Raw genomic sequence first — 24,411 nt, forward strand, 5'->3', positions numbered from 1 at the left:
CCTCAGGCGCTGCCGAAGTTGTTGTCGAGAAGGTCGAACAGTTCATCGGCGCTTGCCGAACTGAGTTCACCGGGCTCGGCCGGTACGCTGCGCTCGTCCCAGCGGCGCAGCAGGGTGTGCAGTCGGGTGCTGATCTCGTCCGCGACCGGCAGCTGAGACAGGGCCCGCTCCAGACGGTCGAGTTCGGCCAGCATCGGGGCCACGGGGTCGGGCTCGGCGAGCAGTTCGCCGTGCAGGTGGTCGGCGAGGACGGCCGGGGTCGGGTGGTCGAAGACCACCGTCGGGGAGATGGCCAGTCCGGTGGCCGTGCACAGCCGGTTGCGGAACTGCACGGCGAGCAGCGAGTCGAAGCCCAGGTCGGTGAAGGGCGAGTCGGGCCGGACGGCGCCGGGCCCGGCATGGCCGAGTGCGACTTCGACCTGCTCGGTGACCAGGTCGAGCAGGGCCCGGCGCTGGTCGGCCTCCGACAGTGCGGAGAGCCGCTGGACGAGGTCGTCGCCGTACTCCTCCACCGCGGCCTCGGGCAGTTCCGAGATCAGGTTGAGCTGGCGCGGGGTGGAGACCGCCGAGACGATCAGGTCCCAGTCGACGTCGGCCACGATGAGTGCGGGCTCGTCGCGTTCGACGGCCCGGCGGACCGCCGCCATCACCGTGTCGGCGGGCACCGGCGTCTCGGCGGGTGCCTGGGGCTCCCAACCGCCGACCGCGACGGAGACGGCGCGGACGCCGCTCTCCCGCAGCCGGGCGGTGAGCGCGGCCAGGCCCATGTGGCGGGCGGTGCCCGCGGCCTGCCGTGCCGCACCCCAGACGCCGCTGAGCGGGTGGAGCAGGACGAAGGTGTCCATGTCGCCCTCGGGCTCGGCAGGCAGGGACAGTACGACCTCGGTGGCCGGGCCGGCCGGGGGTTCGGCGGGCGCGACCTGGATCACGGTGCGCTCGCCGGGCTCGGGCCGTGCGGCGGGGTCGGCGCTGACGCGGACACTCCCGGCGCCGTGCCGCTCCAGCCAGCCGGTGATGCCGGCGGCCAGGGGTTCGTCGGCGCCGCGGACGAGGACGCGTCCTGGTACCCAGCGCTCGGCGGGCGGCGCGGCCTGCGGAGTGCGGACCAGGCGCCGGGCCCAGGTGCCGTCGGCGCGCACCCGGACCTGGTTCTCGGTGCCGGCCAGCACGGTGCGCAGGCGGCGTACCACCGTGTCGTCGAGGTCGGCGGGCAGGTCGACGAGGCCGCCCCAGCGCTGCGGCTGCTCCAGGCCGATGACCTGGCCCAGACCCCACAGCGCGGCCTGCTCTGGGTCCCGTTCGGCTTCGCTGGTGACGCACCACAGGGGTGCCTGGACACCGGCGGAGTCCAGGGCGCGCACCAGGGCCGGGGTGTCGGCGGGTGTCAGCAGGGAGAGCACGCCGGCAACGGGTCCGGTGACGCCCTTGAGGTCGGCGTCGGTGGTGACGGGGCCGGGCAGGGCGGCGGCGAGCGGGTGCCCGCCGTCGGGCACGACGACGGCCCAGTCGTCCAGGGTCACGGTCAGGTCCTGTTCGGGCAGGGCTCGCCACTCGGTGCGGTACAGCACGTCGGGTGCCTGCTGCGGGGCGCCGGCGGCGGACCTGCCGGGCGTGGGCAGCCAGTAGCGCTCGCGCTGGAAGGGGTAGGTCGGCAGGTCGGTGCGGGGGCCGGGGCCGGTCAGGGCGGTCCGGTCGACGTCGGCGCCGACGACCCACGCCTCGGCGAGGGCGGTGAGCATGCGCTCCCGGCCACCCTGGCCACGCTGGAGGGTGCCGACGGTGGCGACCGGGAGTCCGGCCTGCGCGGCGGTGCCCTCGATGCCGGCGACGAGCACGGGGTGCGGACCCGCCTCGATGAACAGGGTGTGTCCGGTGTTCAGCAGCCGCTCGGTGGCCGCGTGGAGGGCGACCGGTTCGCGCAGGTTGCGATACCAGTACGCGGCGTCCATCGTGGTGCCGTCGACGAAGTCGGCGGTGACGGTGGACAGCAGGGGTACGTCGCCCTCGGCGGGCCGGACGCCGGCCAGCTCGGCGAGGAGTTCCTCCCGCACCTCCTCCACGTGGGCGGAGTGCGAGGCGTAGTCGACGGGGACGCGCCTGGCCCGTACACCGCGGGTGTCGCAGTCGGCGACGAGGGCGTCGAGCGCCTCGGGGTCGCCGGAGACGACGGTGGCCGCGGGCCCGTTGAGGGCGGCGATCCCGATACGTCCGTCGTGGTCGTCCAGGAGTGCGCGGACGGTGGTCTCGTCGGCCGCCACGGAGACCATGCCGCCCCTGCCCGCCAGTGAGCGCAGGATGGCCCGGCTGCGCAGGGCGACGGTCTTCGCGCCGTCCTCCAGGCTGAGCACGCCGGCCACCACGGCCGCGGCGATCTCGCCCTGGGAGTGGCCCACGACGGCGTCCGGGTGGACGCCGTGGGAGCGCCACAGCGCGGCGAGCGAGACCATGACCGCGAAGAGGGCGGGCTGGACGACGTCGACCCGGTTCAAGGCCGCCTCGTCGGCGAGGACCTCGCGCAGGGACCAGTCCGTGTACGGGTCGAGCGCCTCGGCGCACGCGTCCAGGCGGGCCGCGAACTCCGACTCGGTGTCGGCGAGTTCGAGCGCCATGCCGGTCCACTGGGTGCCCTGGCCGGGGAAGACGAACACCGTGCGCGCGGAGCCGGCCTCGCCGGTGACGGCGTTCGGCGCGGTGTCGGGCGCGGCGAGCGCGGACAGCAGGGCGTCCCGGTCGGTGCCCATGACCGCCAGGCGCCGCGCGAAGCTGGTCCGGCCGGCCAGTGCGCGGGCCACGTCGGCGGCGGGGACATCGATGTCGCCCAGCAGCCGGTGCAGGCCGGCGGCCTGGGCGCGCAGGGCTCCCGCGGTGCGGGCGGAGAGGAACAGGGGCGGCGTGCGGTCGGGACCGGCGGGCGCGGCCGTCTCCTGCGGCTGCGGCTCGGGCTCCGGCAGTTCCAGTACGACGTGGGCGTTGGTGCCGCTCATGCCGAACGCGGAGATCCCCGCCCGGCGCGGTCCCTGCCAGGGCCGGGCCTCGGTGAGCAGCCGGACGTTGCCCGCGCTCCAGTCGACCTTGGTGCTGGGCTGCTCGGCGTGCAGGGTCCTGGGCAGGGTGCCGTGCCGCATCGCCATCACCGTCTTGATGATCGCGGCGACGCCGGCGGCGGCCTGGGTGTGGCCGATGTTGGACTTCAGCGAGCCGAGCCAGAGGGGCTCCTCGCGGTCCTGGCCGTAGGTGGCGAGGAGCGCCTGCGCCTCGATGGGGTCGCCGAGGGTGGTGCCGGTGCCGTGCGCCTCGACCAGTTGCACGTCCGCCGGTTCGAGCCGCGCGTTGGCCAGCGCCTGCCGGATGACCCGCTGCTGGGCGAGGCCGTTGGGCGCGGTCAGGCCGTTGGACGAGCCGTCCTGGTTGACGGCGGAGCCGCGGACCACGGCGAGCACCGGGTGGCCGTTGCGGCGGGCGTCGGAGAGCCGCTCGACGACGAGCACGCCTACGCCCTCGGACCAGCCGGTGCCGTCGGCCTCCTCCGCGAACGACCGGCAGCGGCCGTCGGCGGAGAGCCCGCGCTGGCGGCTGAACTCCACGAAGACGTCCGGGGAGGCCATCACGGCGGCGCCGCCGACCAGGGCGTACGCGCACTCGCCCGAGCGCAGGGACTGCCCGGCCAGGTGCAGGGCCACCAGGGAGGACGAGCAGGCCGTCTCCACGGTGACGGCGGGACCCTCGGTGCCGAGCGTGTAGGCGATGCGACCAGAGGCGACGCTGGTGACGGTGCCGCTGAGCAGATGGCCCTCGACGCCGTCGGTGGAGCCGCTGCCGTAGCCCTGGGTGGCGGCTCCGACGAAGACACCGCCCTGGGTGCCGCGCAGCGAGGCGGGGTCGATGCCCGCCCGCTCCAGCGCCTCCCATGAGGTCTCCAGGAGGAGCCGCTGCTGCGGGTCCATGGCGAGCGCCTCGCGGGGTGCGATGCCGAAGAAGGCCGCGTCGAAGTCGCCCGCGTCGTGGAGGAAGCCGCCGCCGCGGGCGTAGAAGGTGCCCTCGTGGTCGGGGTCGGGGTGGTAGAGCCGTTCCAGGTCCCAGCCGCGCTCCGCCGGGAGGGGGCCGATGGCGTCCTCGCCGTCGGCGACCAGCCGCCACAGATCCTGCGGCGAGGCGACGCCGCCGGGGAAGCGGCAGGCCATGCCGACGATGGCGAGGGGTTCGTCGGCGACGGGACGCGGGGTGTCCGCGACGGCCGTACGGTGCTGCGCGTCGGGTGCGGTGGTGTCGAGCCCCGCGTACAGCCGGCCCGCCAGGTCGGCGACGGTGGGGTGGTCGAAGATCTCGGTGACGGGCAGCCGCACCCCGGTGGCCTCGACCAGCCGGTTGCGCAGCTCCACGGCGGTCAGGGAGTCGAAGCCGAGGTCGCGGAAGGCGCGGTCGACGGCGACGCCGTCGGCGGAGTCGTGGCCCAGGGCGGCCGCGACGTGTTCGCGGACCAGGTCGCGCACGGCCTCCTTGCGGCGGCCCGCCGGCAGTCCGACGAGGTGTGCGGCGAACGCGGACGCCGGGGGCTCCGGGTCCTCCGTGCGGCCCGCCAGGACCGCGCGCACCTCGGGCAGGTCCTCGACGAGCGGGCGCGGGCGCGCCGCGGTGTAGGCGAGGGCGAAGTCCTCCCAGCGGACGTCGGCGACGGCGACCGTGGCGTCCGGTCCCGCGGCCAGGGCGCGCAGAGCGGCGACGGCCGCGGCGGGCGCGAGCGCATCGAGGCCGCGGCGGCTCAGCCGGTCCAGGGCCTTGTCGTCGGCCATGCCACCGCCGGCCCAGGGGCCCCAGGCGACGGAGACGGCGGTGAGCCCGCGGGCCCTGCGCCGGGCGGCCAGTGCGTCCAGGTGGGCGTTGGCGGCGGCGTAGGCGCCCTGTCCCCCGCTGCCCCAGAGGCCGGCGATGGAGGAGAACAGCACGAACGCGTCCAGCGGGGTGTCGCCCAGCAGGTCGTCCAGGTGGCGGGCGCCCAGCACCTTGGCCGCCGCGGTCTCACCGAGCACGGCCGTGCTGTCGTCGGCGACGGAGCCGAGGCCGAGCACACCCGCGGTGTGCACGACCGCGGTCGGCGGGTGCGCGGCCAGCAGGGCGGCGACCGCCTCGCGGTCCGTCATGTCGCACGCCTCGATGGTGACGCGCGCTCCGAGGGCGGTCAGTTCGTCGCGGAGGGTGTCGGCGCCGGGGGCGGCCGGGCCGCGGCGGCCGGCGAGCACCAGGTGCTCGGCGCCGTCCTGGGCCAGGCGCAGCGCGACGTGGCGGCCGAGGGCGCCGGTGCCGCCGGTGATCAGGACGGTGCCGCGCGGCTGCCAGAGCGGGCCGGCCTCCGGTGCGGGCGCGCGCTCCAGGCGGCGGACGCGGACGCCCTCGGCCCGTACGGCGAGCTGGTCCTCGTCGCCGCCGCCGGTGACCACCGCGCCGAGGCGGGCCAGGGCGGTGGCGTCGACGTCGGCGGGCAGGTCGACCAGACCGCCCCACAGCGCGGGCTGTTCCAGGCCGAGGACCTGGCCGAACCCCCAGGTCTGTGCCTGCTCGGGCCGTGCGGTGTCGTGGTCCGGGTCGACGGTGACCGCGCCCTGCGTCACCAGCCAGAGCGGGGCGCCGAGCGCGGCGTCGGTCAGCGCCTGGACGGCGGTCAGGGTGTGGGACAGGCCGAGCGGTACCGCCGGGTGGTCGGGGTGCGGCCGCTCGTCGAGCGCGAGCAGCGAGAGCACGCCCGACACCGGGCCGGTTCCGGCGGCGTCGCGCAGCAGCAGGGCCAGCGCCTGCCGTCCGGTGCCCGCGGGGACGGGGACGACGGGGGTGCCGAGCTCGCGCAGCCAGGCCAGGCAGGCGGCTCGCGCGGTGCCGGTGGTGTCCGTGCCGTCGGTGCCGTCGGTGCCGGGGACCAGGGCGAGCCAGGTGCGGTCCGGTGCGCCCGGGGCGGCGGGCCGGGCCGCCTCGCTCCAGCCGATGCGGTAGCGCCACCGGTCGGCGGCCTGTCCGGCACCGGGCGCTGCCGGTATGTGCGGCCAGAACCGCTTGTGCTGGAAGGGATAGGTGGGCAGCGCGTGCCGGACCGCGCCCGTGGCGGCGAACAGGGCCTCCCAGTCAGGTCCCGCGCCCGCGGTGTGCAGGCGGGCCAGGGCTGCCAGCAGGGTCTGCTCCTCGGGGCGTCCCGCGCGCAGCAGGGAGACCGCGAGCGGGTTCTCCTCGGGCAGGCAGTCGGGCACCATGCCCGAGAGCACGCCGTCGGGGCCGAGTTCCACGAAGACGGTGGTGCCGGCGGCCCGCAGGGTGGCAACGGCGTCGGCGAACAGGACGGTCGCCCGGGCCTGCCGCGCCCAGTAGGCGGGCGAGCACGCCTCCTCGGCTGTGAGTTCGGCGCCGGTCACGGTGGAGACGACGGGGATGCGCGGGGCGGCGTAGGTGAGGCCGGCCGCGATCCGCTCGTACGCGGCGAGCATGCCGTCCAGGTGCGCGGAGTGGAAGGCGTGCGAGGTGCGCAGCAGCTTGGTCCTGCGGCCCTGTCCCCGCCAGTGCTCCTCGAGGGCGGTGATCGCGTCGGCGTCGCCGGAGAGCACCACGGACCCCGGGGCGTTGACGGCCGCGACGGCGACCTGGTCCCCGTATCCGGCGAGCGGTCCTGCCGCCTCCCCGGCGGACGCCTGGACGGCGAGCATCGCGCCGTCGGCGCGCTGGGCCTGCATGAGCCGGCCGCGCGCGGTGACCAGGACGGCGGCGTCGGCGAGCGTGAGGACGCCGGCGGCGTGCGCGGCGGCCAGTTCACCGACGGAGTGTCCGGCGAGCCGCTGCGGGCGCACGCCCCACTGCCGCAGTGTGCGGAAGAGGGCGACCTCGACGGCGAACAGCGCGGGCTGGGCGTACTCGGTGCGCTCCAGGGCCTCGGCGTCCTCCTCGACGACCTGGCGCAGCGGCCGGTCCAGGTTCCGGTCCAGCTCGGCGCAGACCTCGTCGTAGGCGGCGGCGAAGGCGGGGACACGGGCGTACAGCTCGGCGCCCATGCCGAGGCGCTGGCTGCCCTGTCCGGTGAACAGGAAGGCCACCGCGCCGGCGGCGTCGTCGCGTGCGGTGCCCTCGAAGGTTCCGGCCGAGGTGCGGCCGTCGGCGAGCGCGCCGAGCGCGCGCACCAGGGCGGCGCGGTCCTCGGCGAGCACGACGGCCCGGTCGGGCAGTGCGGCGCGGGTGGTGGCCAGCGAGTACGCGACGTCCGTCAACGCCTGATCGGCCACGGTCCCGCTCTCCAGGAGCGCCAGCAGGCCCGCGGCCTGGGCGCGCAGGGCCGGACGGCCCTTGGCCGCGAGCGGGAAGAGCCGGACGTCGGAGGCCGGGTGGTCGCCGGTCCGCTCCGCGGCCTGCTCGGCGTCCTGCCCGCCGGGCTCCTCCAGGAGGGCGTGCGCGTTGGTGCCGCTGATGCCGAAGGCGGAGACGCCGAAGCGGCGCGGCGCCCCGGAACCGGGCTGCCAGGGCTGTGCTCCGGCCAGCGGCCGTACGGTCCCCGCTGTCCAGTCCACGACGTCGGAGGGGGCGTCCAGGTGCAGGGACTCGGGGAGGACGCCGTGCCGCATCGCCATGATCATCTTGATGACGCCCGCGATGCCCGCGGCGGCTTGGGTGTGGCCGATGTTGGACTTCACCGAGCCGAGCCACAGCGGCCGTTCCGCGTCGCGGTCCCGCCCGTAGGTGGCGATCAGGGCCTGGGCCTCGATGGGGTCGCCGAGGCGGGTGCCGGTGCCGTGGCCCTCGACCGCGTCCACCTCGTCGGGGCGGAGCCCGGCGTCGGCCAGGGCGGCGGTGATGACCCGCTGCTGGGAGGGCCCGTTCGGAGCGGCCAGGCCGTTGCTCGCGCCGTCCTGGTTGACCGCGCTGCCACGCACCAGGGCGAGCACCTGGTGCCCGTTGCGCCGGGCGTCCGACAGCCGCTCCAGGAGCAGCAGTCCGGCGCCCTCGCCCCAGGCGGTGCCGTCGGCGGAGGCGGCGTACGCCTTGGCGCGCCCGTCGGGGGCGATGCCGCGCTGCCGGCTGAACGACAGGAACAGATTCGGCGTGGACATCACGGTGACGCCGCCCGCCATGGCCAGGTCGCACTCGCCCCGGCGCAGCGACTGGCAGGCCAGGTGCAGGGCGACCAGCGCGGAGGAGCAGGCGGTGTCGACCGAGACGGCGGGGCCCTCCAGGCCGAGGGCGTAGGAGACACGGCCCGAGACGACGCTGGCCGCGCCGCCGGTGCTGCCGTAGCCCTCGCTGTCGGCGTGGTCCGCGGGGGCGGCGGCGAGCAGCGCCGGATAGTCCTGTCCGTTGGTGCCCGCGAAGACGGCCGTACGGCTGCCGCGCAGTGTGGTGGGGTCGAGGCTGGCGCGCTCCAGCAGCTCCCAGGACGTCTCCAGGAGCACGCGCTGCTGGGGGTCCATGGCGAGCGCCTCGCGCGGGGAGATGCCGAAGAAGTCGGCGTCGAAGCCGGCGGCGTCGTCGAGGAAGGCGCCCTCGCGCACGTAGGTGGTGCCGGGGTGCGAGGGGTCGGGGTGGTAGAGGCCGTCCAGGTCCCAGCCGCGGTCGTCGGGGAAGGCTCCGACCGCGTCGGTGCCCTCCTCGACAAGCCGCCAGAGGTCCTCCGGGGAGCGTACGCCGCCGGGGAAGCGGCAGCTCATCGCGACGACGGCGATCGGGTCGTCGTCGGCCGCGGCGGAGACGGGCGCGTGGTCGGGGCCGGGTGCGGCGCCGATGGTGCCGGCCAGTTCGGCGCGCAGGTGGCGCACCAGGGCGGCGGGGGTGGGGTGGTCGTACACGACGGTGGCCGGCAGGCTCAGTCCGGTCGCGGCGCCGAGCCGGTTGCGGACCTCCACCCCGGTCAGCGAGTCGAAGCCGAGCTCCTTGAAGGTGCGCTCCGCCGGGACCGACCCGGCACCGGAGTGGCCGAGCACGGCGGCGACGTGGGAGCGGACCAGGTCGAGCAGGACGCGGCCGCGCTCGTCCTCGCCCACGTCGGCGAGCCGCCGGGCCAGCACGGTGCCGGCCGTGCCGGGCTCCTCGGCGGCGGCGGTGGCCGCGGCCGCGCGGATGCGCCGCACCTCGGGCACGTCGTGCAGCAGCGGCCGCACCCGGGAGGCGGTGAACGCCAGGAAGAACCGGTCCCAGTCGATGTCCGCCGCGGTCAGACAGGTCTCGTCGTCGGTGACGGCCCGCTCCATCGCGGTGAGGGCGTCCTCGGGGTCCATGGCAAGCAGGCCGTGCCGGGCCAGCAGGCCGCCGACGCCGTCGCGGCCGGCCATGCCCGCACCCGCCCAGGGGCCGAAGGCGACGGAGGTCGCCACGAGCCCGTCGGCGCGGCGCTCCTCGGCGAGGGCGTCCATGAAGGCGTTGCCCGGGGCGTAGTTGCCCTGGCCGGGTACGCCGAAGGTGGCGGCCACCGAGGAGAACAGCACGAACGCGTCCAGCTCCAGCGTCCGGGTCAGCTCGTGCAGGTGCCGCGCGCCGGCCAGCTTGGGGCGCAGCACCCGACCTATCTGCTCCGGGCGCAGCGCCGCCACGGTGTCGTCGTCGAGGACGGCGGCGGTGTGCACGACGGCGGTGAGCGGGTGCTCCCGCGGGACCGTCGCGAGCAGCGCCGCGAGGGCGCCGCGGTCGGCCACGTCACAGGCCGCGAGCGTGACGCGGGAGCCGCGCTCCTCCAACTCGCGGCGGAGCACGTCGGCGCCGGGCGCCTGCGGGCCGCCGCGGCCGACGAGGAGCAGGTGGTCGGCGCCGCGGTCGGCGAGCCGGCGGGCGACGTGCGCGCCGAGGGCACCGGTACCGCCGGTGATCAGCGTGGTGCCGCGGGGCTCCCACGTGCGGGCGCCGGGGCGGATGCCGCGCGTCGCCCGGGTCAGACGGCGTACGGACACGCCTGCGGCGCGCACGGCCACCTGGTCCTCGGTCCCGTGGGCGGGGTCGGCCGCGCCGTCCGCGGGCAGGCCCGCCAGGACGGCGGCCAGCCGGGTGCGGGCGTCCTCGTCCAGGTCGGCGGGGAGGTCGACGAGACCGCCCCAGCGGTCGGCGTGCTCCAGGCCGACGACCCGGCCCAGGCCCCAGACCGTGGCCTGTCCGGCGGCGGTGAGCCGGTCGGCGGCGTCCACGGCGACGGCACCCCGGGTGGCCAGCCACAGCGGCGCGGTGGGGACGGTGTCGCCGAGCGCCCGGACGAGCGCCACGGTGGAGACCAGGCCCGCGGGCGCGGCCGGCTGTCCGGGGCAGGGCCGCTCGTCCAGGGCGAGCAGCGAGAGCACGCCTGCGACGGGGGCGTCCCCGGCCGCGTCGCGCAGCCGCCCGGCGAGGGCCGCGTCGTCGTCGCCGGGGGCCGCGGTCACGGTGCGGACCTCCGCGCCGTACGCGGCCGGTACGGCCGTCACCGCGGCGGTGTACGCGTCCTCGGCGAGGTGCTCGGGCAGTACGGCGAGCCAGCGTCCGGCCAGGGCGTCCGCGGCCGGTGCGCGCTCGGCGTCGGGCCGCGGGGCCCAGGTGACGCGGTAGCGCAGGGCGTCCGGGCCGGGCCGGGCCGGCGCGGCGGCGCGCGAGGTGTCCAGCCAGTACCGCCGGCGCTCGAAGGCGTAGGTCGGCAGCTCGGTGCTGCGGGCACCGCTGCCCTCGTACGGCGCGGCCCAGTCCACCGGCGCGCCGTGCGCGTACGCCTCGGCCAGCGAGGTGAGGAACCTCTCGGGGCCGCCGTCGCCGCGGCGCAGCGTGCACAGCACGGCCGCCGGGCGCTCCGACGTGGCGTCGAGGGACTCGGAGATGCCCTGCATCAGCACCGGGTGCGGGCTGACCTCGATGAAGAGCGCGGAGCCCGTGGTGAGCACGTCCGCGACGGCCGGGCCGAAGCGGACCGTGCCGCGCAGGTTGCGGTACCAGTAGCCCGCGTCGAGTCCGGTGCCGTCGAGCACCTCGCCGGTCACCGTGGACAGGAAGGGCACGGTGGCGCGGCGGGGTTCGATCCCGTCCAGGGCGTCGAGGACCGCCTCGCGGATCTCCTCGACGTGCGCCGAGTGGGAGGCGTAGTCGACGGGGACGCGGCGGGCGCGACAGCCGTCCTCTTCGCAGGCGGCGAGGAGTTCGTCCAGTGCCTCGGGGTCGCCGGAGACGACGACCGCGCCTGGTCCGTTGACGGCGGCGACGGACAGCCGGTCGCCCCAGCGGGCGAGGCGGGCGAGGACCGCCTCCTCCGGCTCGGCGACGGACACCATTCCGCCGCGTCCGGCGAGGGCGCGCAGCGCCCGGCTGCGCAGTGCGACGACGCGCGCACCGTCCTCCAGCGAGAGGGCGCCGGCCACCACGGCCGCGGCGATCTCGCCCTGGGAGTGGCCGACGACCAGGTCGGGCCGTACGCCGTGGGAGCGCCAGAGGGCGGCCAGGGAGACCATGACGGCGAACAGGGCGGGCTGGACGACGTCCACGCGCTGCAGTCCGGGTGCCCCGGGCTCGGCCAGTACCTCGGACAACGACCAGTCGACGTACGGCGCGAGGGCGTCCTCGCAGGCCCGCAGCCGCTCGGCGAAGACCGGCGCCGAGCCGGCGAGTTCGAGGGCCATGCCGGCCCACTGCGAGCCCTGGCCGGGGAAGACGAAGACGGTCCTGGCGCCGGGCAGCGCGGTGCCGCGCACCACGCCGGGCAGCGGCAGCCCGTCGCCGGGGGTGGCCCCGGCGAGCGCGTGCAGACCGGCCTGCCCGGTGAGCAGCACGGCGCGCTCCTCGAACGCGGTGCGCTCGGCGGCCAGCGTGTAGCCGACGTCCAGGGGGCGCGGCCGGGGGGTGGCGGCCAGGTGCGCGGCAAGGCGGCCGGCCTGCCGGTGCAGGGAGTGGGCGTCCCGGGCGGTGAGAATCCAGGGCGCGGCGGCCGGGGCGGTGTCCGGATCGGGCCCGTCCGCCGCGGGTAAGGGCTGCGGGGCCTCTTCGAGGACGACGTGGGCGTTGGTGCCGCTGACGCCGAAGGAGGAGACGCCGGCCCGGCGCGGGTGGCCCGTGGCAGGCCAGGCCGTCTGCTCCGTGAGCAGCCGCACGGCGCCGGCCGACCAGTCCACGCGGGAGGAGGGCGTACGGACGTGCAGGGTCGCGGGGAGCGTCGCGTGCCGCATCGCCTGCACCGTCTTGATGACTCCGGCGATGCCGGCGGCGGCCTGGGTGTGGCCGATGTTGGACTTCAGCGAGCCCAGCCAGAGCGGCCGCTCGCGGTCCTGGCCATAGGTCGCGAGCAGCGCCTCGGCCTCGATCGGGTCCCCCAGGACGGTTCCGGTGCCGTGGGCCTCGACGGCGTCCACCTCGGCGGGGGTGAGTCCCGCGCCGGCCAGGGCGTCGCGGATGACGCTTTCCTGGGACGGGCCGTGGGGTGCGGTCAGGCCGTTGGAGGCGCCGTCCTGGTTGACGGCCGAGCCGCGCACCAGGGCGAGCACCGGGTGCCCGTTGCGGCGGGCGTCGGAGAGCCGCTCCAGAAGCAGCACGGCGGCACCCTCGCCCCAGCCGGTGCCGGTGGCGTCGTCGCTGAAGGACCGGCAGCGGCCGTCGCGGGCGAGGCCGTTCTGACGGCTGAACTCCATCAGCATGCCGGGGCCCGCCATCACGGTGGCTCCGGCGGCCAGAGCCAGGTCGCACTCGCCGCCACGCAGCGCCCGTGCGGCCATGTGGAGCGCCACCAGCGACGACGAGCAGGCGGTGTCGACGGTCACGGCCGGGCCGTGCAGGCCGAAGGTGTAGGAGATACGGCCCGAGGCGACGCTGCCGGCGCCGCCGACCAGGCCGTATCCCTCGACCTCGGCCGGTATCTCGTGCAGCCGGGGCAGATAGTCCTGGCTCATGGCGCCGACGAAGACGCCGGTGGCGCTGGAGCGCAGCGTGGCCGGAACGATGCCGGCCCGTTCGAACGCCTCCCAGCTGGTCTCCAGGAGCAGCCGCTGCTGGGGGTCCATGGCCAGCGCCTCGCGCGGGGAGATGCCGAAGAAGCCGGCGTCGAAGTCGCCCACCCCGTCCAGGAAGCCGCCGTGGCCGGTGGCGGAGGTGCCACCGCCCTCGCCGCCGAGCAGGGCGTCCAGATCCCAGCCGCGGTCGTCGGGCAGAGGGCCGACGGCGTCCTTGCCGGACTCCACGAGCCGCCACAGGTCCTCGGGGGAACGCACTCCGCCGGGCAGTCGGCAGCTCATGGCGACGATCGCAACGGGCTCGTCCACCAGGGCGGTAGGCGCGGGGGCCGGCGCGGCGGTGTCCGCGCCGTGCAGGGCGCGGTGCAGGAAGGACGCGACATCCTCGACGGTGGGGTGGTTGTAGACCAGTGCCGCGGGCAGGCGCAGGCCCGTGGCGGCGGCCAGCCGGCCGCGCAGCTCCAGCGAGGAGGTGGAGTCGAGGCCGAGGGCCTTGAAGGCCAGAGCGACGTCGACCTCGTCGGCGCTCGCATGGCCCAGGACGGCGGCGGCGTGCGATCTGACCAGCTCGGTCAGTGCGGGCAGAGTGGTGTCGGCGACCGAAGCCGCGGCCCGTGCGGGCTCGGCGACCCGGTCGAACCAGTGGGACTGCCGCTGGAACGGGTAGGTGGGCAGGTCGACGCGGGCGGCGCCGGTGAGCAGCGGGGACCAGTCGACGTCGACGCCCTGGACGAACAGTTCGGCCGCCGAGCGCTTCAGCCGCTCCTCTCCCCCGTCGTCCCGGCGCAGTGTCCCGCCCGTGATCACGTCCTCGGCGGTCCCGGCCACCGCGGCGGTCAGCACTGGATGGGCGCTGACCTCGACGAACACCCCGTATCCGGCCTCCGCCAGGGCACGTACGGACGCCTCGAACTCGACGGTGGCGCGCAGGTTGCGGTACCAGTATCCGGCGTCGAGCCCGGTGCCGTCCGCCCAGTTCACCTCCACGGTCGAGAACAGCGGGACGTCTCCCGCGCGGGGCGTCACGTCCCGCAGGACATCCAGGACCTGCTCCTCGATCTCCTCGATCTGGGCGCAGTGAGAGGCGTACTGCACGGGCAGCCGACGCGCGCGGATCTCCCGCTCCGCGGCCAGTGCCTCAAGTTCCGCCAGCGCCTCGGAAGTACCGGCGACGACGACCGACGCGGGACTGTTGACCGTGGCGATCGACAGTTCGGGACCGATGAGCGCGCGGGCCTCGTCGGCGGGCAGGGCCAGAGACGTCATCCCGCCGCGGCCGGCCAAGGCGCGCAGCGTCCTGGCGCGCAGGGCCACCACGCGCGCGCCGTCCTCCAGCGAGAGAACTCCTGCCACCACGGCGGCCGCGACCTCGCCCTGGGAGTGGCCGAGCACCGCGTCGGGGACGACGCCCAGCGACTGCCATACCGCGGCGAGCGACACCATGACCGCCCACAGGACGGGCTGGACGACCTCCGTGCGCTCCAGCGCGTCCGCGTCGTCCAGCACGTCGGCGAGGTGCCAGTCGGTGAACGGCCGCAGGGCCTGTCCGCACTCCTCCATGCGGGCGGCGAAGACGGGCGACGCCGTCATGAGGTCGCGGGCCATGCCGACCCACTGCGAGCCCTGTCCGGGAAAGACGAACACCGTCTTCCCCACAGCCGTCGCGGCGTGTCCGGTGACCACGGTGTCGTGGGCCTCGCCCGCCGCCAGCGCCCGCAGACCGTCGGTGCCCAGGGACACCGCGCGGTGGTCGAAGAGCGTGCGGGAGGACAGCAGTGAGCCGCCGAGGTCGACGGGGCCGGTGCCGGGGCGGCCGTCGATCCATTCGGACAGCCGCGCCGCCTGGCTGCGCAGCGCGGCCGGGGTCCGACCGGACACCACCAGCGGTACGGCGCCGGGTGTCCCGGTCCGCTCGACGGTGGCCGGCGCCGCAGGCGCGTCCACGACGTGGGCGGCGACCACCACATGGCAGTTGGCACCGCCCAGGCCGAACGAGCTGACTCCGGCGACCCTGCGCCCGTCACGCCAGGACGTGTCCCCGGTGGCCACCTGGAGGTTCAGCTCGTCGAGTGGGATACCGGGCGGCGGTGCGTCGAAATTGAGGCTGGCGGGAATGCTGCCGTGACGCACCGCCAGGACGGTCTTGAGCAGACCGACGATACCGGCGGCGCTCTCCAGGTGACCGACGTTGGTCTTGGCCGAGCCGACGAGCAGGGGCGAACCGGCCGGTCGCGCAGCGCCGATCGAGGCGCCCAGGGCGGCTGCCTCGACGGGATCGCCGACCTTGGTGCCCGTACCGTGCAGCTCGACATAGTCGATGTCGGCGGGTGTCACTCCGGCGGCCTGGTGGGCCAGAGCCACCACCTCGCGCTGCGCGGTGGCGTCAGGCACGGTCAGCTCACTGCCGTCGCCGTCGTGATTGACGGCGCTGCCCAGCAGTACACCGTGGACGGTGTCGCCGTCGGCGAGGGCCCGATCGAGCAGCTTCAGCAGGACCAGGCCGCCGCCCTCTCCACGTACGTAGCCGTCGGCCCGTGCGTCGAAGGTGTGACAGCGTCCCGTGGGAGAGAGTGCGCCGACGCCGGCGGCGACCAGTGCGGTGTCGAGTGCCAGGTTCAGGCTGACACCGCCGGCCAGCGCGGTGACGGACTCACCGCTGCGCAGGCTCTGACCCGCCAGATGCACGGCGACCAGCGACGACGACTGGCCGGTGTCGACAAGCTGGCTCGGGCCGCGCACACCCAGGGTGTGCGAGATCCGGTTGGCGATGAGAGCGCGTTGGGTGCCGGCCAGCGTGTGATGGCTGATCTCCCCGGCCGACTGCCGCCGCAGCGTGGCGTAGTCGTCCCATCCAGCGCCGATGAACACGCCCGCGCGGGTGCCGGAGAGCGCGGCCGGGCGCAGACCCGCGTGCTCGACGGCCTCCCAGCTCAGTTCCAGGGCGAGCCGCTGCTGCGGGTCCATCGCGGCGGCTTCGCGGGGCGAGACACCGAAGAAGGCCGCGTCGAACGCATCGGGGTGCTCGATGAATCCGCCCCATCGCGCGCTGCCGGCGTGCGGAGTCGCGGCTGCGTCGAGCTGGGCGGTCGTCCATCGGTCCGCCGGCGCCTCGGTGATGGCGTGCCGTCCGTCGAGCAGCAGCCGCCAGAAGGCGTCGGGGTCGGGCGCCGCGGGCAGACGGCACGAATAGCCGATGACCGCGATAGCAGCCTGTGAGAGGTCCGGCCTGGTCAACACCTACTCCTCAACGTACTTGAAATTCCCGCGCCCTGGCCCAACAAAGGATGTCGAAGTAGATGCATTGCAAAATTCTACGTATACAGGGGAAAACTTCAGGCAACGTTGTTCCCGTGGAACCGCCGCGAACACTGCGCCGACAGTGATTTCCCCCGGGTAATGAAGCAAGTGACGGCGCGCCGCCACCTGGCCCGGCGAACGAGCGGCGGGCGCCGACGTACCTCAACCCGCTGCATCGGCAAGGGTGTTGAATGATCATACCCTGCGACCTGCCAAGAGATGTGCATGACGAAGATCACAAGCCGACATCCCCCCTGTCACCATTGCGGTCGATTTGCGGCCAGGACACGCAAGGGGCGACGTGCGCTGAGCTGCTTCAAGCAGGCCGTGCTCATGCTGCGCCGGTTCCTCGACGGCACCCGCCTTTCCCAACTCGCCCGCGACAACGCCATGATCCGTTACTGGCAAAGACTCACTGTCACCGCGGCGTGATCAGCGTCATAGGATGTCACCGCCATAAGACAGGGAACGGACGAACAGTGAGTCGCGGCGGCTCGTAGACTGATCGAAATCCGGTGCGGAGCAACGCGCGTCAGGTCGTAGCGTGTGCCGGCACCGGTGCAGTCGCCGCAGCCCCGCGCTGTACGCAGGCCGGCGGAAGAGACTGGCACACTCCGACGAACCAGGTCTGCACGGCACGGATGGACGTACCCCGATGGGAATCACCGATGGCTGAACAGCTCGTTGTCTCCGACACCCTGCACGCCTACATGCGTGAGGTCTCGTTGCGGGAGGACGAAGTACTGGCGGACCTGCGCCAGTTCACCGCGCAACTGCCCGCGGGCGCCGCGATGCAGGTGTCCGCGGAAGAAGGTCAGCTACTCGCCCTCCTGATCCACCTGACGGGCGCGGCCAACGTCTTGGAGATCGGCACCTTCACCGGCTACAGCACGCTGTGCATGGCACGTGCGCTGCCGCCCGGCGGCCGTCTGACCACCTGTGACATCACCGCCCGGTGGACCGACATCGCGGCCCGGTACTGGCAGAAGGCGTCCGTCGAGGACCGTGTCGAGCTACGGATCGGCGATGCCAGGAAGACATTGGACGCGCTGCACTCGGAGCACGGGAGCGGCCACTTCGACCTGGTCTTCATCGACGCGGACAAGAGCGGTTACCTGCACTACTACGAGAAGTCGCTGGACCTGCTGCGGCCCGGCGGTCTCGTGGTGGTGGACAACACCTTGTTCTTCGGACGGGTGGCGGACCCCGAAGCCCAGGACGCCGACACCGTCGCGATCCGAGAGTTCAACACGTATCTGCACGAGGACGAGCGAGTCGAGGTGTCCATGCTGCCGATGGCCGACGGCATTACTCTCGCCCGCAAGCTGACCGTCTGAGAACCCCGCAGCGGCCCGGACCGGTGTCGCACTCCCGCGCCAACGGAGCCTGGCGCCACGGCACTCACCCGCCTCAGCCTCCTCACCCCTGTCCGTCCGTCCGTCCGCCCTCTTCTCCGTTCCGGCCTCCGCGGGGATCGGCAGTCCTGCCCCGCGACCGCGGGCCCGCATACTTTGCCGCCGTACACGAACCATGACCACAGAAGGCAGAACCAGGATGACGACCGAGCCGATCGCGGTTCTTGGTGCAGGTGTGATGGGCGTGGGTATCACCACACTGCTGGCCGGCCACGGCCTGCCGGTGCGGCTGGTGGATACCGCCCCGGAGAAGCTGGCACAGGCCCCCGGCCGGATCCGGCAAGAGCTGCGCATGGCTCAATTGATGGGCGCCCTGCCGCCGGGCCGGGAGCAGGGCGAGGTGAGCCTGCACCCGGAGGTGTCCGCGGTCCGCGGCGTACGGCTGGTGATCGAAGCGATCACCGAGGACACCGACCTCAAGAAGGCGGTGCTGTCCGAGGTCTCCGCGCTCGTCCCCCCAGGCACCCCGATCATCTCCAACACGTCCTCCATCCCCATCGACGAGTTGGCCGACTCCGTGCGACACCCCACCGACCTGATCGGCACCCACTTCATGAACCCGCCGGCCGTCATCGCCACCACCGAGGTCATCCGGGGGGTGCGCACGGGCGGGGCGACCCTGGAGGCCGTTCGCGGCCTGCTCCGAGAGGTGAGCCGCAGGCCCGTGGTGGTCCACGACGCGCCCGGCTTCGTCACCAGCCGGCTGCTGCATCCGATGATCAACGACGCGGCGCGGGTGGTACAGGAGGGGACGGCGTCCGCCGAGGACGTCGACACCCTCATGCAGGGCTGCCTGGGCCACCCCACCGGACCGCTGCGCACGGCGGACCTGATCGGCATCGACAACCTGGTCGATTCCCTGTGGGTGCTGTTGAAGCGCACCGGTGACGAGGGATGCCGCCCCTGCGACCTGCTGCTGCAGAAGGTCGCCGACGGCCACTACGGACGGAAGACCGGCCGTGGTTTCTACGAGTACGAGGAGAACGCGATATGACCGTCCCCACCGACCGGCCCACGGACGTCCAGGCGTCCATCCTGGCCTTCATCGAAGCCAAGACCAAGACGACCCTGACGCCTGACGTGGACATCTTCGCGGTCGGCGGACTCTCCTCGCTGTTCGCCATGGAGCTGGTGGTCCATCTGGAGAAGACGTTCGGCATCTCCATCACCGGCGCCGACATGCGCCTGGACAACTTCCGGACGGTTGCCTCGATGGTCGAGCTGGTGACCCGCCTCGGCGAGAGCACCCGTGCCTGACCGGCTCGCTGCCGAGGTCACCGAACTCATCGGCGACCAGGCCGACCACTGGGACCGTGCGGGCTTGATCCCGCACGAGCTGCTGCGGAAGATGTCCGCCCGCGGCCTGCTCTGCGCCCAGGTTCCCGAGGAGTACGGCGGCCTCGGCCTGAACAGCGCCCAAGGCGGTGAGTTCACCGCACACGTCGGAAGCCTGGACAGCTCCCTACGGAGTGTCATGACCTCACAGGGCATGGCCGCCTGGGCCATTCAGCGGCTCGGTGACGACGAGCAGCGCGCCGGCCTCCTGAGCGGGCTGGTCGGGGGCCGCCTCGCGGCCGTCGGCTTCAGCGAGGCAGACGCCGGCAGCGACATCTCCTCAATGCGTACCACCGTCCGGCACGACGGGGACGACGTGGTGGTGGACGGTGCCAAGGTGTGGATCACCGCGGCCCACTACGCCGACGAACTCGTGGTCTTCGGACGCTACGAGGACGGCGGTGCCGCCGTCGTGATCCCCGCGGACACCCCCGGTGTCACCATCGAGCGGGTCCCCGATCCGATGGGCTGCCGGTCCGCCGGGCACTCCGACATCCGGCTGGAAGAAGTCCGGGTACCAGCACGACGTATGTTGGGCGGCGCGGGAATGCCCCTGTCGATGCTGGTCACCCTCGTTCTGGCATACGGCCGGATGTCCGTGGCCTGGGGCTGCGTCGGCATCCTCCGCGGCTGTCTGGCCGCGGCCGGTGCGCACGCCCGCTCACGCCGACAGTTCGGCAAACCCCTCGGTGAACACCAACTGGTCGGCCGGCACCTCGCTGAATTGCTGGTCTCCGAGCAGATCGCCAGCCGGGCCTGTGAGCACGCGAGCACCCTGTGGGACACGGACGGCGCGGACGCGTTCACCGCCACCGTTCTGGCCAAGCATGTCAGTGCCACACAGGCCGCACGGGGGGCCTCCGCGGCGGTCCAGGTCCTGGCCTCGGCCGGCGCGGACAACAGTTGCCTGGTCTCCCGCGCCTACCGAGACGCCAAGCTGATGGAAATCATCGAGGGCAGCAACGAACTGTGCCAGGTCATGCTGGCCGAGCACGTGCTGTCACGCCCGTAGAGGAGAGACGGTCAATGGCTGAGCCGACGACGGTGAAGTGCCTCGTCTGGGATCTGGACAACACGCTGTGGCAGGGCACCCTGCTGGACGGCGACGACGTCCGGATCGCGGACGAGACAAAACATGTGATCGCCGAACTCGACCGGCGCGGCATCCTGCAGGCGGTGTGCAGCAAGAACGACCACGACCACGCCTGGCAGCGCCTGGAGGAGCTGGGCGTGGCCGAGTACTTCGTCCTGCCGCACATCGGCTGGGGTCCGAAGTCCGACTCGGTCCGGTCCATCGCCGAACGCCTCAACTTCGCCCACGGCACCGTGGCGTTCGTCGACGACACCCCGGCCGAGCGCGCCGAGGTCGCGTACCACCTGCCGGAGGTGCGCTGCTACGACGCCGGACAGGTGACGGAGCTGCTGAACCTGCCCGAGTTCAGCCCGGCCACCGTCACGGTGGACTCCGAGCGGCGCCGTGAGATGTATCAGGCGGGCTTCCGCCGGGATGCCGAGCGCGAGGAGTACAAGGGCGCGGACGAGGACTTCCTGCGCTCGCTCGACCTGTGGATGTCGATCGGCAGGGCGACCGAGCACGAGCTGAGCCGGGCCAAGGAACTGACCCTGCGCACCAGTCAGATGAACGCGACCGGTGTGCACTACGACGACGACGCGCTGCGCCGGCTGATGACCGACCCCGAGCACGAGGTGCTGGTCGTCACCATGGGCGACCGGTTCGGACCGCACGGGGCGGTGGGGCTGCTCCTCCTGCACCGAACGCCCGGGGCGTGGCACCTCAAGCTGCTGGCGACGTCGTGCCGTGTGGTGTCCTTCGGTGCGGGTTCGACCATCCTCAACTGGCTGATCGACCAGGCCGCCACGGCCGGAACGCATCTGGTCGCCGATTTCCGGGCCACCGCGCGCAACCGCATGATGGAGATCGCCTACCGGTTCGCCGGCTTCGAGGACCAGCCCTGCGCCTGCCACGACGCGCAGGAGGCGTCGGACGGCGACACGGCCGATGTGCAGCGTCTCCACCTGGTCGCCACCCCGCGCCCCGCGCCGTCCACGATGTCGCTGGACGCGGTCGGCCTGGCTGGGGAGCGGGTGGGGTAGCAGAGCCGCCCCCGGGTACGACGAGGGCCCTGACCTGCGCGGAGCGCTGGTCAGGGCCCTCACGTGCGCGCGGACCGGCCGCGTTGCGCCGCCGGGTCAGCGGCCGTCGGCGTAGCGGGCGGTGAGTTCCCGCTTCAGCACCTTGCCGCTCGGCCCGAGGGGTAAGTCCTCGACGAACTCCACCAGGCGCGGGTACTTGTGCGCGGCGATCCGCTGCTTGCTCCAGGCCACGATGTCCGCGGCCAGCGCCGCGTCCTGCGCCGTGCCCGGCCGCGTCCGCACCACGGCGCATACCTCCTCGCCGTACTTGGCGTCGGGCACACCGATGACGGCGACCTGGGCGACGGCTGGGTGGCGCATCAGCACGTCCTCGACCTCGCGCGGATAGACGTTGTAGCCGCCGCGCAGCACCATGTCCTTCTTGCGGTCGACGAGGGTCAGATAGCCGTCGGCGTCCTTCGTTCCCAGGTCACCCGTGCGGAACCAGCCGTCCACCAGCACGGCCGCGGTGGCCTCCGGCCGGTTGAGGTAGCCCGCCATGACGTTGTGGCCGCGTACGACGATCTCGCCGATCTCCCCGGCCCGCAGCAGCTCGACGCGGTCCTCGACATCGGCGGCGGCGATCTCCGCCTCCACGCCCCAGATGGTGCGCCCCATGGTGCCGGGCCTGCGCGGCCACGCCTTCTGGTTGTACGCGACCACCGGTGAGGTCTCCGTGAGGCCGTACCCCTCGTAGATGGGGCAGCCGTAGACCTCCTCGAACTCCTCCAGCACCCTGACCGGCAGCGCCGAACCGCCGGAGAAGGCGCGGTCGAGGGCGGGGCGACGGTCGTCCTGGCCGGCCGCCTCCAGGAGGGCCAGGTACATCGTCGGGACACCCATGAACACCGTGCAGCCCTCGGTGACCATGAGGTCGAGCGCGCCGGGGCCGTCGAAGCGGCTCATCAGGACCAGGGTGCCGCCGGCCAGGAAGCAGGCGCTCATGCCGCAGGTCTGGCCGAAGGTGTGGAACAGCGGAAGACAGCCGAGCAGCACGTCGTCGGAGCCGAGGTCGAACGGCGAGCGCATCGTGGTGTGGACGTTCATCACCAGGTTGAGCTGGGTGATCATCGCGCCCTTGGGCCGGCCGGTGGTGCCCGAGGTGTACAGCACCAGGGCCAGGTCCTCGGGCGCGCGCGGCACCAGGCGGTCGAGCGGCTCCACCTCCTGGGCGAGCACGTCGAGACGGGGCGTGCCGTCGTCGTCCGTACCGTCCTGAACCATGACGGTGAGCAGCGGGACCCCGGCCACCTCGGCCGCCTTGGCGCCCTCGCCCAGCATCGGGGCCGCGCACACCAGGGCCTTCGCCTCGGAGTCGGCCAGCACGTGCCCGATCTCGTCGGCGCGCAGCAGGCCGTGCACCGGGACCGCCACGGCGCCGAGCGCCAGCACGCCGTAGTACACCATCGGGAAGTGCGGTGTGTTGGGCAGCAGCAGGGCGATCCGGTCGCCGGGGCGCACACCGTGCTCCCGCAGCACCGCCGCGTACCGGCGGGTGGCGTGCCAGAGTTCGGCGTAGGTGAACCGCTGGGAGCCGAAGACGAGCGCGGGGTGGTCGGGGCGCCGCTCGGCGGACTCCGCCAGTACGGACGCGGCGGTCAGTGTCATGCCGCACCGCAGTGCCGCGCGGCCAGCGCGCGCTTGTCCGGCTTGCCGGCACCGGTCAGGGGAAGTGCGTCGTGGAACGTCACCACGGCCGGTATGTGCTTCGGGGACAGCTCGGCGGCGACATGGCCGATCAGCTCCTCGGAGCCGGCGGTGCCGCCCGGCCGCACCACGACAGCAGCGTGGATGTGCTCCACCCGGTCGTCGTCGACGACGCAGAACACCGCGGCCTGCGCGATGTCCTGATGGGTCAACAGGGCGTTCTCGACGTCGGTGGGGTGGACCTTGATGCCGTTGGTCTTCATCACCTCGCCCATCCGGCCGTGCAGGCGCAGGTAACCCTTCTCGTCGAGGGAGCCGAGGTCGCCGGTGTGCACCCAGCCGTCGCGGACGACCTCGGCGGTCAGATCGGGCTCGCCCCAGTAGCCGAGCATGGTGGACGGGCTCTGCACACACACCTCGCCGATCTCGCCGGGCGGGAGGTCACGGCCGTCGTCCAGGTCGCGGATGCGCACCTGCGTGGTCGGGCGGCCGACGGTCCGGCGCAACTCCGGGTCGAAGTGGTCCTGCGGCATCAGCATGCTGATGCCGCTGATCTCCGTGGTCCCGTAGAGCTGGAGCAGCACGGGGCCGAACACCTCGATGGCCTGGGCCAGTCGGGCGGGGGCCGCGGGCGAGCCGACGTAGGTGATGAGCCTGAGGCTCGACCGGTCGGTGGTCGCGGTGTCGGGGTGGTCGATCAGCATGTACAGCTGCGGCGGGGTGAGCGACAGCGTGGAGACGCGGTGCCGTTCCACGGCCCGCAGCACCTCGCCCGCCTCGAACCCGTCGTGCAGGACGACCGTTCCGCCGGAGGCGAGCGCGACGTCGACGGCGGAGCCGCTGGAGTTGCTCACCGGCAGGGTGGACAGGGCCACGATGGGTTCCGGGGACTGGAGGGCCACCATGAGGTTGAAGCTGCGCAGGCTGTACGGCTGCATGACGCCCTTGGGGCGGCCGCTGGTACCGCTGGTGTAGATCACCACGGCCGGCTGTGCGGGGTCCACCTCGACGGCGGCGAGGTCGAAGGCGTCCGGGTCGCCGGCCGAGAGGTCCACGACGTCGGAGCCGAGGGCACCGAACGCGGCGAGCCGCGGCGGCTCGGTCAGCCGGTCGCACAACTCGCGGGCCGCGTCGGCGTTCTCCTTGTCGACGGCGAGGAAGTCCGCACCCGTCCTGCCGAGGATCTCCTGCCGGGCGGCGGCGGCGAGCTGGTCGTTGGGGTCCACCGCGTTCGTGGAGTGCAGGTGGACGACGGTGGCACCTGCGAGGTTGGCGGCGTAGCGCAGCATGATCGTCGCCGGGCTGTTGGTGACGGTCAGCACCGCCACCACCGGGGCCTCGCCCTCCGTGCCCGGGGTCCGGTGCTCCGTGAAGTGCCGGCGCAGGACGTCGGCCGCCGAGAGAACCGCCCGGGAGAACTGGCCCGCGGTGAACTCCTCGTCCTCCCGCCACAGGGCGACTCGGTCGGGATGGGACGCCAGCACCTCAAGGACTCGGCGGGCGTAGTTCTCGTTCGCAGACATCGGTACCCCACATTGCCGGCCGTCTTGACTTTTCAAAGGGCAAAGTTACATGGACGCGAGAGGGTGGCAACACACTTCGATCTTGCATGACGGTCTGCCGATGGAGTCGGCGGACCGTTTCGCGCCCTGTGTCCGATG

General features: G+C 73.6%; 9 protein-coding genes. 6 read left to right on the forward strand and 3 right to left on the reverse strand.

What is annotated here, in order from left to right; translation table 11 throughout:
• Positions 1–2 precede the first annotated feature (2 nt).
• Positions 3–16,136 (reverse strand): SDR family NAD(P)-dependent oxidoreductase, encoded by a 16,134-nt coding sequence (locus OG623_RS04420; protein ID WP_406144450.1) that lies wholly within the window; start codon positions 16,134–16,136, stop codon positions 3–5.
• Positions 16,137–16,424: 288 nt separating this feature from the next.
• On the opposite strand from OG623_RS04420, the gene OG623_RS04425 reads away from it, so the two are divergent.
• From OG623_RS04425 to OG623_RS04450, 6 genes are all read left to right on the forward strand, one after another.
• Positions 16,425–16,631, forward strand: coding sequence for a hypothetical protein (locus OG623_RS04425; protein ID WP_406152131.1), 207 nt, complete (start codon positions 16,425–16,427; stop codon positions 16,629–16,631).
• 236 nt (positions 16,632–16,867) lie between these two features.
• Positions 16,868–17,536: an O-methyltransferase gene (locus OG623_RS04430; RefSeq protein WP_406144452.1), complete on the forward strand. Its 669-nt coding sequence runs from the start codon at positions 16,868–16,870 to the stop codon at positions 17,534–17,536.
• Between the two features lie 217 nt (positions 17,537–17,753).
• Positions 17,754–18,608, forward strand: coding sequence for a 3-hydroxyacyl-CoA dehydrogenase family protein (locus tag OG623_RS04435; protein ID WP_406144454.1), 855 nt, complete (start codon positions 17,754–17,756; stop codon positions 18,606–18,608).
• A complete protein-coding gene (locus OG623_RS04440) occupies positions 18,605–18,871 on the forward strand; it encodes an acyl carrier protein (RefSeq protein ID WP_406144456.1) in 267 nt (88 codons plus the stop codon). The genes OG623_RS04435 and OG623_RS04440 overlap by 4 nt, the downstream gene beginning before the upstream one ends.
• Positions 18,864–19,961, forward strand: a complete 1,098-nt coding sequence (locus OG623_RS04445; protein WP_406144458.1) for an acyl-CoA dehydrogenase family protein — start codon at positions 18,864–18,866, stop codon at positions 19,959–19,961. The genes OG623_RS04440 and OG623_RS04445 overlap by 8 nt, the downstream gene beginning before the upstream one ends.
• Positions 19,962–19,975: 14 nt before the next feature.
• Positions 19,976–21,064 carry an HAD-IIIC family phosphatase gene (locus OG623_RS04450; protein ID WP_406144460.1) on the forward strand — a complete coding sequence of 363 codons (1,089 nt, stop codon included), beginning with the start codon at positions 19,976–19,978 and terminating at the stop codon, positions 21,062–21,064.
• 96 nt (positions 21,065–21,160) lie between these two features.
• Here the strand turns inward: OG623_RS04450 and OG623_RS04455 are convergent, their stop codons facing one another.
• Together OG623_RS04455 and OG623_RS04460 are read right to left on the reverse strand one after the other, a co-directional pair.
• Positions 21,161–22,711 (reverse strand): long-chain-fatty-acid--CoA ligase, encoded by a 1,551-nt coding sequence (locus tag OG623_RS04455; RefSeq protein ID WP_406144461.1) that lies wholly within the window; start codon positions 22,709–22,711, stop codon positions 21,161–21,163.
• The gene (locus OG623_RS04460) at positions 22,708–24,273 is read right to left on the reverse strand and encodes a class I adenylate-forming enzyme family protein (protein ID WP_406144463.1); all 1,566 of its coding nucleotides are present in this window, start codon (positions 24,271–24,273) and stop codon (positions 22,708–22,710) included. Before OG623_RS04460 ends, OG623_RS04455 begins: the two co-directional genes overlap by 4 nt.
• Positions 24,274–24,411 lie beyond the last annotated feature (138 nt).

Source organism: Streptomyces sp. NBC_01012 (assembly GCF_045162755.1).
Lineage (GTDB): Bacteria > Actinomycetota > Actinomycetes > Streptomycetales > Streptomycetaceae > Streptomyces.